A 14,866-nucleotide genomic window follows, 5' to 3' on the forward strand; every position below is an offset into this window, starting at 1 on the left:
CATGATCAGGCGGCACTCCTCCGGCTTCAGCCGGTAGAGCAGCGACAGGATCATGGTGTTGATCGCCACCGACTTGCCCGAGCCGGTGGTACCGGCCACCAGCAGGTGCGGCATGCGCGCGAGGTCGGCGATGATCGGCTCACCACCGATGTTCTTGCCCAGGCACAAAGCCAGCTTGTGCTTGCTCTCGGCGAAATCCGTGGAGGCCAGCAACTCGCGCAAGTACACCGTCTCACGCTTGGTGTTCGGCAGCTCGATGCCGATGGCGTTGCGGCCGGGCACGACCGCGACGCGGGCCGAGACCGCCGACATCGACCGGGCGATGTCGTCGGCCAGCGCGATCACGCGGCTGGACTTGGTGCCGGGGGCGGGCTCCAGCTCGTACAGGGTGACGACCGGGCCGGGCCGCACCGCCAGGATGTCGCCGCGCACGCCGAAATCGCCCAGCGTCGCCTCCAGCAGGGTGGCGTTCTGTTCCAGGGCATCGGCCGAGATCTGGCTGGCCTGTGACGGGCCGCGGGGGGCCGCCAGCAGGTCGAGGGCCGGCAGGGCGTAATCCTCGGGCCGCAGCGCGGGGGCCGGACCGCGGCGGGCCGGCACCGGCGCGGCGGCCGGCGGGGCGACCCGGGACGCGGTGGGCTCGGCCTGAGGCGGCTGGGGACGCTGCGGCGCGCGCGAGGGGAGGGGGCGCGGCGCGGCCTCGAACGCGTCGGCCTCGTCGTGCGGCGCCACGGCGTGGTCGGGCTCGCCCTCGGCGGACGGGGCGCCGGGCGCGTCGAAGACGGGCTCGCGCCGGCCGGGCCCCGGCTGAGCGTCCGCGGGGAGGTGGTCGGCCCAGGGCAGGTCCGCATCCGTGAAGGCGCGCCGGGCCGCAAGCGCCGGCGAGGCGCCGTCGAACGGTTCGGCCCGGCCCGCACGCCACCCGGCGATCTTGTCGGACGCCGCGAGGCGCAGCTGCATCAGGCCCTGCGCCAGGGCGCCGACACCCACGAGGCCGAGGCCCGGCTCGTCGGTATCGTCGCGCCCATCGCGAGACCGGACCGGCACACGCCGGACGGGATAAGGCTCGTCGTGGAACGCGTCCTCCTCGACAAGGCCGAAGCGGCAGGCCCCGGTGAGGCTCAGGATCGCCACCGCGGCGTAGCTGAAGCCGACGAGGTGGGCGGCGGCCGACGAGACCGCGCCGACGATCACCCGGGCCATCGACAGCAGCCCGTCGCCGGCCACGCCCCCGAGGCCGGTGGGCAGCGGCCAGCGCGTCGTGGGCGGCAGCGCGCTCGCCACCGCGCTCGCCGCGCAGAAGCCGATGATCCAGAGCGCGATGCGCATTCCCCCGTCGGGCAGGTTGCGCTCGCGCATCAGCCGCACGCCCCAGAGGGCCGGGGGCAGCACGAAGGCGAGCGATCCGAGGCCGAGGATCTGCATGCAGAGATCCGCCACCACGGCGCCCGGCTGGCCGAGCACGTTGTGGGCGGCATGGTCGGTGGCGTGGTTGAGGCTTGGGTCGTCGATCGACCACGTGGCCAAAGCCACGGTCAGCGCCACGGCGCCGGTGAACAGCACAAGCCCACCGAGTTCCGTCAGGCGCTTGCCCAGGAATGGGCGGACGCTGTCGACGAAGGTGTCGTAGGGCGATGCGGGACGGCGAAGCGAGCGCATGCGGGACCGGACGCGGAGCGGGAACTTACCCCCTGAGGCTAGGCATGGCCGCCTTAACGAGCCGCTAAGGTTGAGGAAGCCTGACCGGCCGCTGGTTGCGCGTCCCCAGGCGGGTGCGATGCCGTTCCGAAGGGTGCAAACCGCGTTCTGCTGTGGCACAGGTTCGGCCATGAACATCGACGGCCAGCCCTACCGCACGATCTTCCCGGACCCGGACGGCGTCAGCGTCCAAGTGATCGACCAGACGCGCCTGCCCTTCGCCTTCGAGCTGAAGCGCGTCGCGACGCTGGACGACGCAGCCGTGGCGATCCGCACCATGGTGGTGCGCGGCGCGCCCCTGATCGGCGTCACCGCGGCCTACGGGCTGGCGCTCGCCATGCGGGCGGATGCCTCCGCGGAGGGCCTCGACCGCGCGGTGGCCACGCTCGCCGCCACGCGGCCCACGGCGATCAACCTGCGCTGGGCGCTGGACCGGGTCGCCGCCAACCTGCGGCAGGTCCAGCCGGGCGAGCGCTTCGACCGCGCCTTCGCGGAGGCCGGCCGCATCGCCGAGGAGGATGTCGCGAGCTGCCGCGCGATCGGCGCCCATGGCGGCCGGATCATCGCCGACCTGTACAAGGCCAAGGGCGGCCCCGTCACCGTGCTGACCCACTGCAACGCCGGCTGGCTCGCCACGGTGGATTGGGGCACGGCGCTGGCGCCGGTCTACGCCGCGCATGCGCAGGGCGTGCCGGTCCACGTTCTGGTCGACGAGACCCGCCCGCGCAGCCAGGGGGCGGCGCTGACCGCGTTCGAGCTGAACGGTCACGGCGTGCCCCACACGGTGATCGCCGACAATGCCGGCGGGCATCTGATGCAGCACGGGCAGGTCGATCTGTGCATCGTCGGCTCGGACCGGACCACGGCGCGCGGCGACGTCTGCAACAAGATCGGCACCTACCTAAAGGCGCTGGCCGCCCACGACACCGGCGTGCCATTCTACGCGGCGCTGCCGTTCTCGACGATCGATTGGACGCTGCAGGACGGCGTGAAGGAGATCCCGATCGAGGAGCGCGACGGGCGCGAGGTCACCCACATGACCGGCCGGCTCGCGGATGGCGGCTTCGCCACGATCGAGGTGGTCTCGCCGGGCAGTCCCGTGGCCAACCCCGCCTTCGACGTGACGCCGGCGCGGCTGGTGACCGGCATCATCACCGAGCGCGGCGTGTGTGACGCGAGCGCCGAGGGGTTGTACGGGCTCTACCCGGAGCGGCGGCAGGCGGCGTGAGCCGCACGCTCAGGAGCGGCTGCCGGGTTTCCGAGCCGCATGCCGGACGGCAAGGATCGCGATGGCATCCGCCGGTTCGTCCACCCGGTAGAAGTTCAGCTCCGGATAGCGGGGCAGGGCCAAGGGGCGGACACGCTGGCGCCCCATCGGGCCGATCTCGGGATAGCGGCCGATGAGGATCGGCGCATCCTGGATCGCCACCTCGACGCGCCGCGCGCCGAGCGGGTTGCGGGCTTCCAGATAAGCCGCGACGGCTTCCACATCGGCGAGGGCTTGCGGGGTGAGGCGTTGTCTCACCGTGTTCCGCGGGCGCGTGCAAAAAAGGCGACAGAGCCGGCCGGGGTGATCGGCACCCCGGGGCTGTGCAGGCTCTAACCCGGAGCGCCGGAACGCGGCATGCGCCGCCTCAGCGCACCCCGGGCCGGCCCGATTCCGCGAGCTGCTGCGCCCGGACGCCCTGGCGCTCGAACATCCAGCCCGGATACTCGGCCGGCAGGGCGCTCACCGCGTCGAGGGCGTCGAGTTCCGCGTCGGTGAGGCTGAGTTCGGTTGCCGCGATGTTGTCCTCCAGCTGATCGAGGCGCTTGGCCCCCACGATGACGCTGGTCACCGCCTTGCGGTGCAGGAGCCACGCGAGCGCCACCTGGGCCACCGAGACGCCACGCGCCTCCGCGACACTCCGCATCGCGTCGATGCAGGCTTCGGCCCGGGGCCGGTCGACCGGCGGGAAATCGAAGCTCGCGCGCCGGCCCTCGCCCGCGCCGCCGGCATACTTGCCGCTGAGCAGGCCGCCGGCCAGCGGGCTCCAGACCAGAAGGCCCAGCCCCTCCGAGTGCAGCATCGGCACGATCTCGCGCTCCAGGTCGCGGCCCGCGATGGAATAGTAGGCCTGCAGGGTCTCGAAGCGGGCAAGCCCGGCCCGTGCGCTGATCCCCAGCGCCTTCACGATTTGCCACGCCGCCCAGTTCGAGACACCGACGTAGCGGACGTGCCCGTGCTGCACGAGGATGTCCAGCGCCCGCACCTGCTCCTCGATCGGCGTCACCGGGTCGAAGCCGTGGATCTGGTAGAGGTCGATATGATCGAGCTGGAGCCGCTTGAGGCTCGCCTTGCAGGCGTCGATCAGGTGCAGGCGCGAGGCGCCTTTGGCGTTGGCGCCCGAGCCGGTCGGCCCGTAGCCCTTGGTGGCGACGACGACGCTGTCGCGCGGGACCTTGAGGTCGCGCAGAGCTTGGCCGGTGATCTCTTCCGACAGCCCTTCGGCATAGACATCGGCGGTGTCGATGAAGTTGATCCCAGCCTCGATCGCCCGCCCGACGAGGCGCCCGGCCTCCGCTTGGTCGAGGGCGCCGATCTGGCGCCACATCCCGGCCCCGCCCCCGAAGGTCATGGTGCCGAGGCAGAGTTCGGAGACGAACAGCCCTGTGTTGCCGAGCTTCTTCTGGTACATGCCTGCCTGATCCCGTCCGTGTCGTGACTGTCAACGCCCGGGGCGAGGCCTGGTGCGCTCAGGGCGCCCAGCGATGGAACACCGCGCTGTCGAACGAGAAAACCGGCTCGCCGCGCTGGTTCACCCCGGTGTTGCGGGCGAAGGCCAGGCCCCAGCCGGGCCGGGATGCGGAAGCGCGCTTGTCGGTGAGCTTGGCACTGAACCGCACCGTGTCGCCGGCATAGACCGGCTTCAGCCAGCGGAGATTCTTGAAGCCGGGGGAGGGGCCCGCCTCGGGCACGGGTCCGCGCGCGGCCGTGTAGGCCGCGTCGCGGGCGCGGGTCGTGAGCAACCGGTTCATGTAGGCGGCGGCCGTGTGCCAGCCGGAGGCGCACAAGCCCCCGAAATGACTGCGCTTGGCCGCCTCCGGATCGAGGTGGAAGGATTGCGGGTCGTAGGCGCGGGCGAACGCGATGATCGCCTCGGCGCTGAACGGGTAGGGACCGAGATCGCGGGTCGCGCCGATCTCGGCATCGCGCAGGAACGGCAGGATCTCGGCATCCTCCGGCTCCGTGACCGGATCCGGTTCGCCGATCTGAACGGGGCGCGGGGGCAGGGGATCGGTGCCGCGCCGGGCCAGCATGAAGGTGAAGCGCTGGGTCAGCACGGTCTCACCGCGCTGGCTGCCGAGGGCGACCTCGGCGGTCACGAAGCCGAGCCCGGGCTTCGAGGCCGAGTCCCGCAGGCCCAGCACCCGGAAGGTCAACGTCAGGGCATCGCCCGGCAGCACCGGCGCGAGCCAGCGCAACTCGTCGATCCCCGGCGCGCCGAGCGACGAGCCGCCCCGGAACGGCCCCTGCTGGAGCAGCCGCATGCCGAGCGCGGCCGTATGCCAGCCCGAGCCGATCAGCCGGCCCGCGAAGGTCCCTGCCGCCGCTGCCTCGTCGAGGTGGAACGGCTGGAAGTCGAACGCCTTCGCGTAGCCCACGATGGCGTCGCGGGTGACCGTCAGCGGCTCGCCGACGATCACGTCACCGACGGAAAAGTCTTCGAGGGCGGGATCGGACATGGCGGGCGCGTCCAGGGATGATCAGTTGGCGAAGCGGAAGTGCAGCACGTCGCCGTCCTGCACCACGTACTCTTTGCCCTCCAGCCGAAGCTTGCCGGCGTCCCGGGCCCCGGCCTCGCCGTTCAGCGTCGTGTAGTCCTTGAACGCGATGGTCTCGGCCCGGATGAAGCCCTTCTCGAAATCGGAGTGGATCACCCCGGCGGCGCCCGGCGCACGGGTGCCCTTGGTGATCGTCCAGGCCCGGGCTTCCTTGGGGCCGACCGTGAAGTAGGTCACGAGGCCCAGAAGATCGTAGCCTGCGCGGATCACCCGGTTGAGGCCGGGCTCGGCCAGACCAACAGCCTCCAGGAACTCGGCCTGGTCGGCCTCGGGCATCACGGCGATCTCGCTCTCGATCTTGGCCGAGACCACCACCGCGATGGCGCCTTCCGCCTTGGACCGGGCGAAGACCGCGTCCGAATAGGAGTTGCCCTTGTCGGCATCGCCCTCGTCGACGTTGCAGACGTAGAGCACCGGCTTGGCGGTCATCAGGCCGAGCGACTGGAACAGCTTCTCCTCGTCGGGCTTGCGCTCCACGAGGCGGGCAGGCTTCCCTTCGCGCAGCAGCGGCAGGGCGCGGTTGACGAGGTCGAGGCTCTCCTTGGCCTCCTTGTCGGCACCCTTGGCCTTCTTCTCCAGGGCGACGGCGCGGCGCTCCAGGCTGTCGAGGTCGGCCAGCATCAGCTCGGTCTCGATGGTCTCGATGTCGGCGGCCGGATCGACCTTGCCCTCCACGTGGGTGACGTCGCCGTCCGTGAAGCAGCGGACCACGTGGGCGATGGCGTCGACCTCGCGGATATTGGCCAGGAACTGATTGCCCAGGCCCTCACCCTTCGAGGCGCCGCGCACGAGGCCGGCGATGTCTACGAAGGTCAGCCGCGTCGGGATTTTTTCTTTGGACGCGGCGATGCGGACGAGGTCGTCGAGCCGCGGATCGGGCACCGCCACCTCGCCGACATTCGGCTCGATGGTGCAGAACGGGTAATTGGCCGCCTGGGCGGCCGCCGTCTGCGTCAGCGCGTTGAAGAGGGTCGACTTGCCAACGTTCGGCAGGCCGACGATGCCGCATTTGAAGCCCATGGATCGGTCCTAGTGTTCGGTCACGACGGCCTCGGGGCCGACCATGAAGGGGTTGAGGATGGCGGTGCCGCGGACCGTGCGGTCGTGCTGGTAATCCTCTGAAAGAAGATAGCGGCACCCGGCGCGCGTCGCAGCTGCGAGAATGATGCAATCCCACCACTGGAAGGTCGTCTCGGTCCGGCTCGACCAAGCCCGCGTGATGAGTTCGAGATCGGTTGCGCCCTGTGAAAAGGGTTGCGAGTCCAGTGTCATCCGCCGCAACTCCGCGCTGGCGACGACGACCTTCCCGCGCAGGACCGCGTTGTGAATCTCGCCGATCACCTGCGGACTCACGACGAGGGCCTCGCGGGCCGCGAGCGTTGCAAGCCAATGCGTGGCTGTCTGCTGCTTGTCCGGGAAACGATCATCGCGGGCATACAGGAACACGTTCGTATCGACGAAGACCAGATCAGTCGTCATCGTACAGCTGGTCTCGGGTCGGAGCCTTCCCGTTCTCGTCCAGAACGTGGAGGGGCGGTCCGGCCAGGAACCGCTCGATCGCCTCGAACTGCGTCAGCCGCCGGCCGACACGCTGCTCGACGGCCTCGGCGATGAAGCGCGACAGGCTCTTGCCGTCGCGCGCGTCCGCGACCCGCGCCCGTTGGAGCAGGGCCTCGTTCATCGTCACGGTGACGTTCTTCATGGCAGCCTTCACGGCCGATCCATATCGTGTCCCCGTGTTTTCGTGTCAATTTTTCGCAGCCAGCGTCTTCACCTCATCCCAGCCGCGACCCGCCATGGCGAGGTGGACCTTGTTCTGGAAGCTCGCATCTTCTCCTACCGCCAGCAGGGCGGCGTGGTCGGCGACCGCGTGGCAAAGATCCTCGACCCAGGGCTGCTCGGCCTTGCCGAAATCGTTGAGCACGTAAGCGTGCACCAGCGCCTTGTCGCCGGGATGGCCGATGCCGAGCCGGACCCGGCGATACTCGTTGCCGCATTGCGCCGTGATCGAGCGCAGTCCGTTATGGCCGGCATTGCCGCCGCCGCGCTTCACCCGGAGCTTGGCCGGGGCGAGGTCGAGCTCGTCGTGGAGCACGATCACGTCGGCCAGCGGAATCTTGTAGAAGCGCTGCGCCTCCGCGACCGCCCGGCCGGACTCGTTCATGAAGGTCGAGGGCTTCAGCAGAATCGCCCGCTCGGTGCCCAGCACCACCTCGGCGGCCTCGCCCTGGAAGCGGTGGCGGAACGGGCTCGCCCGGTGCTGGCGGGCGATCGCGTCGATGGCCAGGAAGCCGATATTGTGCCGGTTGCCCGCATAGCGCGCGCCCGGATTTCCGAGGCCGACGATCAGCCGCATGGTGGTTGCATCCCTTTGAGGCCGCGGTCTGTGGCACGCTTCCGCGCGGGACGCACCCCCATGCAGAATCCTCGCGGAAGTCACCGGATCGCGTTTCCCCGGTGCGCCAGCGCACGGCAGCCCGTGAACCCGAGGCAGACTATCCCCGTTGAGATGTCACATTCGGCCAAGCAAAGCCCGAGTGATCAAGACCGCCGCACCGACGATCTTCCTCACCCGACACGGTTGACCGGATGACTTCCCACTGAAGTCAACCGAAGACGTTCGGAGATCATCATGACCATTCGCATGCTCGCCGCCGCCGCCCTCGCCGCCGCAATTGCCACACCGGCCCTCGCGCAGGGCCTGGATTCGAAGCACTCGCCCTATCCCGCCTCCGCCTATTCGGGCTGGGTCGGCAACGCCACGGTGGCGTCGCAGGCCCCCGCCCCCTACGGCCGGCCGCTCGCCTATCGCTACGCCGGCCCGCATGCCGGCGGCCCGGCCAACGCCATGCCGCGGTTTTGACGCGACCGGGATCCAGGTTTCAAAAGGGCTCAGCCCTTTGACGGGTTCTCAGGGCTGAGCCCTGGGATCTCTGGCTCTGGGATGTTCTCCAGGGCTCCGCTCTGGACCCGCGAAAGGTCTCGACCTTTCGAAACCATAACAGGTGCGCCCCCGCGGATCTCGCCCGGCCGCAGAGTCCCAACCAGCAGATCCACCTGGCTCACGAGCCGGACGAGCGATTGCCCCCGGTCGAGGGCAGGCTGCTCCGGCAGCGGCCGGTCCTCGCCCAAAGCCGCCAGGGTCGCGGCGATCCAGGCCCGCCATGGTTCCGCCGAGGGGTCCACGGCCTCGGGGGCGTGCCGCAGCACGGTGAGCCGGGCGCTGATCCGGCGCAGGGTCGCGTCAGCAACCAGGGCGGATTCAACCTCCGGATGGTGGCCGGCCCGGGGCTGCTGCAGGGCGCGGGACAGCGCCGCCTCCAGATCGTTGAGGGCGAGGCCGGCCGCGCGGGCGCCGGCCAGGATCGCGGCCTCCCGCTCCGATCCGGTGGGTGCGCGCAGCACGGCCTGCGCGAAAACCGCATGGGCCTTGAGCGCGCGGCGCAATTCCTGGCGGACCTGATCGGGCTCCCAGATCGGCCAGAGCACGAGGCAGCTCGCCACCGCGATCACGCCGCCCAGGACCGTGAAGCCGCCCCGCATGGCGACGATCTCCCAGGAGCTGTGGCCGGGCTCCAGGAGCTCGACCAGCAGCACCACGAGGGGCGTCAGGCAGGCGATGAAGAAGCCGTAGGAGATCTGGCGGGCCGCAAAGCCCACGATCGAGAGCACGAGGATCAGCCCCGCCTCCGCCAGCGGGGTCGTGGCGTAGTAGGCCAGCACCGCCCCCACAAGGCCGCCCAGCACCGTGCCGCCGATCCGCTCCAGGGCGCGCTGCCACGTCGCCGCGTAGAAGGGCTGCATGGTCAGCACCACGGTCATCACCAGCCAGTGCGTGAAGGCGCCCGCGTAGCTCAGCGTCGCGGCGAGCGCCGGGGCCGAGACCGCACTGGCCCGCAGGGCATGGCGCAGATTGGGCGAGGCCAGGGTGAAGTTCTGCCGCAGCGGTCCGAGATAGCGGGTCCACCGGCCCAGACTGCCGCCCTCCATCAGCGTGCCGCCGGGGCGATAACCCTCCGGGGTCGAAAGCTTGGCGCCGATCCGCACGCGCCCGACGATCCGCTCGGCCAGCCGCGCCAGGGTCGGATCCTCCGCCAGGCCCTCAGCCGTCCGGGCGATGGAATGCTCCAGGCGGGCAAGGTCGAGGGCGACATCGTCGCGGATCGCCCGCGCGATGGTCACCAGCAGAGGGCGCAGGCGCCGCAGGAAGACCTTCGCGAGGGTCCGGCGGTGCGCATCCGGGCGGCTGTCGATCAACTCACCGACCGCGATCAGAGCCGAAAAAATCTGCTCGGCGCTTTCCAGGCGCAGCAGCGCCTGGGCGGTCCGGTCGGAAACGCGCTCGCGCGAGCGGGCGAGGTCGAGGATCATCGCCCGCGCGGTCTCGATGCTCGTCCGCACGCCGCGGCGGTGGCCGCGCGCGTGGCCGTCGAAGGCCTCGGTGTCGGGCTCCGGCAGGGCGATGAGCCGTTCGAGGTCGCCGCACAGCCGAGCGAGGTCGCGCCAGACCTCCGCCACCGCCCGGTGTGCCGGCCGGTAGGGGTGCAGCCGCCAGATCACCAGAGCCAGGAACGTCGCCCAGAGGCCGCCGGCCGCAAACATCAGCACGGTGGTGCCGGCCTGCTCCAGGGTGAGCGGCCGGTCGAGGGCGATGCATAGCACCACCACGAGGACGTTGCCGGCCGCCTGCGCCTGCACGCTCCAGACCCGGGCGTACGAGCAGGCGAAGATCAGCGCGCAGGCCACCGGGACGACGACGGCCAAGCCCAGTGGCTGGATCAGGCCGAGCCCGGCCCAGAGCAGGCCGCCCAGCACCGAGAAGGCGGTGAGCACCCGCAGGCGCACCCGCATCGGCCCGCCATTGTCGCAGAAGCAGGCGAGGTTGGCGGCGAGCGCCATGGTCAGCAGCGGCGGCCATTGCAGCCAGATGTTGATCAGGATGACCACGCCGAACGCGAAGGCGGCGCGCACGCCCTCCACGAGCCGCACGTTCCGCAGGTCGAGCCCAGTCGGCAGGCGGCGCAGGTCGGCGCCGGGGCGGTTCAGGCTGCCCCGGCCGGCGGCGATCCGGCGGCGGCGGACGCGCGCGGGCGGCGAGGCTGGGGGACGGGATGCTGTCGGACTCGGGGCGGACAAGCGCGGTCTCCGGACGCGGGCGTGACGCCCCGGCATGAACCGGTGCCCGGCCTGTCCAAATCCGGCCGGCGGCGCAAGCTCTTTCGTGCGCGATGGGCCTGCTCCGGCCGACCGGCCACACACGCCAGCCCCGATCCCGCCACGACGGCTCGACGTGCTGTCTCTCTGCGGGATGAAGACGGTCTCATGAGCGACATAAGTGTTTTGAATGATTAAAAATCCAAATTTCCCATAAAATAGAGACGCATCTTGCCGAACCATCGGCAAAATGAAACATCTCGCGAAGCGTGACAGGGCGAGAAATCGAATTTTTCTGAAAGAATGCTTCGATTGACGTCTGCTGGTTACGCGCGGTGCGGGCGCAATGATTTTCGTGATGACCATCAAGCTTTACCGAACGGTCTTCTCTTCGCTCGTCGCCGCTGTATTCGTGCATGGTATCGGTTTGGCCCAGGCGGCAGGTCCCGACGTCACCCTCGACGAACTCTCCGTCGAGGGCACGTCCGCGCCGCGCGGACTCGTGCCGGCCTATGCCGGCGGGCAGGTGGCGCAGGGCGGCCGGCTCGGCCTGCTGGGCAATGTCGATGCGCAGAAGGCGCCCTTCAGCATCGCCAGCTACACCGACACCCTGATCCGCGACCGGCAGGCCCGGACGGTCAACGAAGCTCTGGTCCTCGATCCGTCGGTCCGCGCGACCCAGAGCACGGGGGCGCCGTTCGATTCCTTCTCCGTACGCGGCTTTCCCGCCAACGAGAACACCAGCGGCGAGGTCGCGTTCGACGGCCTGTACGGCATCGCGCCGAGCTTCCGCTTCTTCTCCGATGACGCCGAGCGCATTGAGGTGCTGAAGGGACCCTCCGCGGCGCTGACCGGGGTCTCGCCGAACGGCGCGGTCGGCGGCGTGGTCAACGTGGTGCCCAAGCGGGCGGGCGAGGATCTCACCCGGGTCACGCTGGATTACAGCTCGGCCGCGCGCGGCGGGAGCCAACTCGACACCGCGCGCCGCTGGGGGGCCGGTCGCGAATGGGGCGCCCGGATCGTCGGAAGCCTGCACGGCGGCGACACGCCCTTCGACCACCAGTCCGAGACGACCGGCGTCGGGGCGCTGGCCCTCGACTACCAGGGCGAGCGGTTCCGGGCTTGGCTCTACCTCCTGGCGCAGACCGACCGGTTCGACGCGCCCCTGCGCCCGTTCCAGCTCAAGGCCGGCGTGCCGGTGCCGCGGGCGCCCGCCGGCCGCCTGAACCTGACCCAGCCCTGGGAATGTTCCGACATCGACGATCGCGGCGGCCTGCTACGAACGGAGTACGACCTCACCGACCACCTCACGCTGTTCGCCGATCTCGGCGGCGCGCGGACCGGGGTGGAGCGCTACTTCCAGTCGGCCCCGACGATCCTCAACCTGCGCGGCGACATGACCAGCACGCCGCAATTCTACGGCCTGAGCGTCGACCGCCTCACCGTCGATGGCGGCCTGCGGGCGCGGTTCGAGACCGGGTTCGTCCATCACGCCGTCACGGTGCAGACCTCGACCTACGCGGAGGAGACCGGACGATGGTTCTCCGCCGGGCGCGGCGCCTACCTGTCGAACCTCTACGCGCCGCGGCACATCGCCTATATCGCGCCGATCTACGGGGCGGGCCGGCCCCGTTACTCCGACAGCACCCTGTCGGCGGTCTCGGTGGCCGATACGCTGTCGGCGCTGGACGAGCGCGTCCTGCTGACGCTCGGCGTACGACGCCAGCGGGTCGAGGCCCATAATTACGTGTCGAATGTCGGCGCCCTGGCCTCGTCCTACGACAAGGGCGCGGCCACCCCGGTGGTCGGTCTCGTGATCCGGCCCTGGGAAGCGGTCTCCCTCTACGGCAACTCTGTCGAGGGCCTGAGCCGGGGCGATGTGGCGCCACTGGTGGCGAAAAATTCCGGCGAGATCCTGACCCCCTACGTGGCCCGGCAGGTCGAGGCCGGCGTGAAGATTGATCTTGGCGGGATCGGCGCGACGCTCGGCGCCTTCCGGATCACGAAGCCCAGTGGCGAACTCGGGCCGCAGAACCGCGCCGCCGCGACCGGCGCGCAGCGCGTGAGCGGGCTTGAGCTCAACCTGTTCGGCACCATCACCCCACAGCTGCGGGTGCTCGGCGGCGTGACGCAGTTGGACGGCGTGCTCACCCGGACGGCGCTGGCGGCCAATCTGGGCCACCGGCCGATCGGGGTGCCGACGGTGCAGGCGAGCCTCGGCGCCGAATGGGACCTGCCGGGGCCGCCGGGCCTGACGCTCGACGGGGCCGTCATCTACACCAGCCGCCAGTTCGTCGATCTGGCGAACACGCAGGCGCTGCCGGACTGGGCGCGTCTCGATCTCGGCCTGCGCTACGCGACCGTCATCGGCGACCGCCGGACGACCTTCCGGGCCGCCGTGCAGAACGTGACCGGGGCAAATTACTGGACCGGCGTCGCCACGTTCGGCACCTTCTTCCAGAGCGCGCCGCGCACCTACCTCCTGTCGATGGCGGTGGATCTCTAAGCGGGACGCCGCGCGCCGGCCGGACGCGAAGCCGCTGCCGATCGCGGCTCATCCGGGGCGATCCTGGCGGGCTCACGCGGGCGGCCTGACGCCGGTGGTCGCGCGGCTCGGCAAACCAACCCGGACGGCGCCGGCCGAGTCGCCGTGCGCCCTGCCTGCCCAAACGCAACCATGACCTTGCCGCCAGCCGAGACCCGGAGCAAGATCGGGACGAGGCGGCCAAAGGACAACGGGAGCCGTCGTCACCGGGCGCGGCCAGGAATCCGCTTTCATCGGGCTCCGGATCCGGGCCCTTCCCGACATTGCCGACACTTCGAACGTCACCTGCGCGCGATATCTCGGGATTGCTTATCCAGGAACGAGATGATCTGGTTTGGCATATTCTGGCTGATCTGCCTCACGATCGTTCTGAGGGAAGTGTTGTGCGCACCGATACTTCCGCCAACCGCGGATGACGGCGAGCCCGACGAATCCGAGCCCTGTCGCCAAGCTGGCCGCGAGAGCGAGCATCAGGATCCGCAGGATTAGGCCGTTCTCCGCCGATGCGTGTACCGGGTCGGCGCAAACGCGCGCGTCACAACAGGGCTTTCGTCTTGAGACGGGCGGCAGATCGACTTGTTTTGCTCGATCTCAATCCCCGACATCTGCGCCGACGGAAGCCGGTCGCGCATCTGCCGACTGGGCCGGATCACACGGCTCCATCGGCCACGCGCATCTTCCCCGCCACCTCCGCTTGCTCGAATCGTGGCGCGATCGGGTCCGCGAAAGCCCGCATCGAGCTGGTCCAGCGCGATGCCGCCACCCAGAGGGGCGCGCCGTACATGTCGGCACACGATGGATATGCCACAGTCGTTAACGATGTCCCAGACTCCTTCAAACAGGAAACAACCCCCCAAGAAAGGTCGATGATCGAAAGCAACCGGCCGATTTAGGCAGATGTGTATGGTCCGGATTCGGGAAAGCGACGCCATGGCTACGGGATAAGGACGCTGACGACCGCATCCGCGCACGTCCATTGTGCTGCCAGACGGCGCCCGACCCTTGCCGCAATGCACCTAAAACAACAAACTGGCTTGCGGCCCAGGGTAATAAGGATCAGCTAAGCCGCATCGTAAGCAAGCGACAAATGATTTTCGGGGCTACATTCGGATCAGCAGTAAAAGAATTTGTTGTCTACATTCCCGCAGATCGGGAGCGGGTGCGCTGCACCATGAAGTGCGCGCCGATGCTTTGCCGATTTCTGAAGGATCAACCTGTAGTTCCTACAAGTCTATACGACATTGGACGCTTGAAATTGGGCTAATAGTACGCTAACTCGGGTCATGATCCTGTTGCTCAAAATGGGACATGGTTTCAACTACTTATTTGACCGGTAGCCGTGCCGGGCTGCGGATCAAGGAGGGGCGAGGTAGCATGGACGTGCTCGAGGTAACGCGAGCCAACGAAGAGGCTTGGCACTCGGCTACGGTGAGCGATCATCGTCAACCGCGTGCCCTTCTCCGCGCCGGCTTCGACGGCCTTGTCGCTGCGCTGCTGCTCACTCTGCTGGCGCCGCTTCTGGCGCTTGTCGCGCTGCTGGTGCGTCTGGACAGCCCGGGTCCGGCGCTGTTCCGTCAGACGCGGACCGGCCTGAACGGGCGCTCGTTCCTGATCTACAAGTTCCGGACCATGCACGTGCAGGAG

General features: G+C 69.4%; 13 protein-coding genes. 4 read left to right on the forward strand and 9 right to left on the reverse strand.

Annotated elements, in window-relative coordinates:
- Window positions 1-1,659: DNA translocase FtsK (locus tag MKK63_RS08410; protein WP_244000576.1), on the reverse strand; the 1,659-nt coding region annotated here is incomplete at its 3' end.
- A 169-nt stretch (window positions 1,660-1,828) separates the two neighbouring features.
- Between MKK63_RS08410 and mtnA the strand changes: the two genes are divergently transcribed.
- Window positions 1,829-2,926 (forward strand): S-methyl-5-thioribose-1-phosphate isomerase, encoded by a 1,098-nt coding sequence (mtnA, locus tag MKK63_RS08415; protein ID WP_244000578.1) that lies wholly within the window; start codon window positions 1,829-1,831, stop codon window positions 2,924-2,926.
- A 9-nt stretch (window positions 2,927-2,935) separates the two neighbouring features.
- Here mtnA and MKK63_RS08420 read toward each other — a convergent pair whose 3' ends face one another.
- The 7 genes from MKK63_RS08420 to pth form a co-directional block, all read right to left on the reverse strand.
- Complete coding sequence (locus tag MKK63_RS08420) at window positions 2,936-3,223, reverse strand: type II toxin-antitoxin system RelE/ParE family toxin (RefSeq protein WP_244000581.1); 288 nt, start codon at window positions 3,221-3,223, stop codon at window positions 2,936-2,938.
- A gap of 109 nt (window positions 3,224-3,332) precedes the next feature.
- Complete coding sequence (locus MKK63_RS08425) at window positions 3,333-4,376, reverse strand: aldo/keto reductase (protein WP_244000583.1); 1,044 nt, start codon at window positions 4,374-4,376, stop codon at window positions 3,333-3,335.
- 58 nt (window positions 4,377-4,434) lie between these two features.
- Window positions 4,435-5,424, reverse strand: coding sequence for a MaoC/PaaZ C-terminal domain-containing protein (locus tag MKK63_RS08430; RefSeq protein ID WP_244000585.1), 990 nt, complete (start codon window positions 5,422-5,424; stop codon window positions 4,435-4,437).
- 21 nt (window positions 5,425-5,445) lie between these two features.
- A complete protein-coding gene (ychF, locus tag MKK63_RS08435; RefSeq protein ID WP_244000587.1) occupies window positions 5,446-6,543 on the reverse strand; it encodes a redox-regulated ATPase YchF in 1,098 nt (365 codons plus the stop codon).
- Between the two features lie 9 nt (window positions 6,544-6,552).
- Window positions 6,553-7,002 carry a PIN domain-containing protein gene (locus tag MKK63_RS08440; protein WP_279574586.1) on the reverse strand — a complete coding sequence of 150 codons (450 nt, stop codon included), beginning with the start codon at window positions 7,000-7,002 and terminating at the stop codon, window positions 6,553-6,555.
- Window positions 6,992-7,225: a hypothetical protein gene (locus tag MKK63_RS08445; protein WP_244000591.1), complete on the reverse strand. Its 234-nt coding sequence runs from the start codon at window positions 7,223-7,225 to the stop codon at window positions 6,992-6,994. Before MKK63_RS08445 ends, MKK63_RS08440 begins: the two co-directional genes overlap by 11 nt.
- Window positions 7,226-7,270: 45 nt before the next feature.
- A complete protein-coding gene (gene pth, locus MKK63_RS08450; protein ID WP_244000593.1) occupies window positions 7,271-7,879 on the reverse strand; it encodes an aminoacyl-tRNA hydrolase in 609 nt (202 codons plus the stop codon).
- Between the two features lie 276 nt (window positions 7,880-8,155).
- Here pth and MKK63_RS08455 point away from each other — a divergent pair, with 276 nt between their 5' ends.
- Window positions 8,156-8,386 (forward strand): hypothetical protein, encoded by a 231-nt coding sequence (locus tag MKK63_RS08455; protein WP_244000595.1) that lies wholly within the window; start codon window positions 8,156-8,158, stop codon window positions 8,384-8,386.
- 29 nt (window positions 8,387-8,415) lie between these two features.
- On the opposite strand, the gene MKK63_RS08460 is transcribed toward MKK63_RS08455, so the two are convergent.
- Window positions 8,416-10,695, reverse strand: coding sequence for an FUSC family protein (locus tag MKK63_RS08460; protein ID WP_409564488.1), 2,280 nt, complete (start codon window positions 10,693-10,695; stop codon window positions 8,416-8,418).
- A gap of 340 nt (window positions 10,696-11,035) precedes the next feature.
- On the opposite strand from MKK63_RS08460, the gene MKK63_RS08465 reads away from it, so the two are divergent.
- Complete coding sequence (locus tag MKK63_RS08465; RefSeq protein WP_244000599.1) at window positions 11,036-13,183, forward strand: TonB-dependent receptor; 2,148 nt, start codon at window positions 11,036-11,038, stop codon at window positions 13,181-13,183.
- 1,413 nt (window positions 13,184-14,596) lie between these two features.
- On the forward strand, window positions 14,597-14,866 hold a 270-nt coding region (locus tag MKK63_RS08470; RefSeq protein ID WP_244000602.1), incomplete at its 3' end, for a sugar transferase.

It is taken from the genome of Methylobacterium sp. J-088 (assembly GCF_022829295.1).
Classification (GTDB): Bacteria; Pseudomonadota; Alphaproteobacteria; order Rhizobiales; family Beijerinckiaceae; genus Methylobacterium.

What these genes read in the sequence shown, in the direction of transcription:
- mtnA (WP_244000578.1), top strand. Translation starts at nt 1,829, where the DNA reads ATGAACATCGACGGCCAGCCCTACCGCACGATCTTCCCGGACCCGGAC.
- MKK63_RS08425 (WP_244000583.1), bottom strand. Translation starts at nt 4,376, where the DNA reads ATGTACCAGAAGAAGCTCGGCAACACAGGGCTGTTCGTCTCCGAACTC.
- MKK63_RS08430 (WP_244000585.1), bottom strand. Translation starts at nt 5,424, where the DNA reads ATGTCCGATCCCGCCCTCGAAGACTTTTCCGTCGGTGACGTGATCGTC.
- ychF (WP_244000587.1), bottom strand. Translation starts at nt 6,543, where the DNA reads ATGGGCTTCAAATGCGGCATCGTCGGCCTGCCGAACGTTGGCAAGTCG.
- MKK63_RS08440 (WP_279574586.1), bottom strand. Translation starts at nt 7,002, where the DNA reads ATGACGACTGATCTGGTCTTCGTCGATACGAACGTGTTCCTGTATGCC.
- MKK63_RS08445 (WP_244000591.1), bottom strand. Translation starts at nt 7,225, where the DNA reads ATGAAGAACGTCACCGTGACGATGAACGAGGCCCTGCTCCAACGGGCG.
- pth (WP_244000593.1), bottom strand. Translation starts at nt 7,879, where the DNA reads ATGCGGCTGATCGTCGGCCTCGGAAATCCGGGCGCGCGCTATGCGGGC.
- MKK63_RS08455 (WP_244000595.1), top strand. Translation starts at nt 8,156, where the DNA reads ATGACCATTCGCATGCTCGCCGCCGCCGCCCTCGCCGCCGCAATTGCC.
- MKK63_RS08460 (WP_409564488.1), bottom strand. Translation starts at nt 10,695, where the DNA reads ATGCCGGGGCGTCACGCCCGCGTCCGGAGACCGCGCTTGTCCGCCCCG.
- MKK63_RS08465 (WP_244000599.1), top strand. Translation starts at nt 11,036, where the DNA reads ATGACCATCAAGCTTTACCGAACGGTCTTCTCTTCGCTCGTCGCCGCT.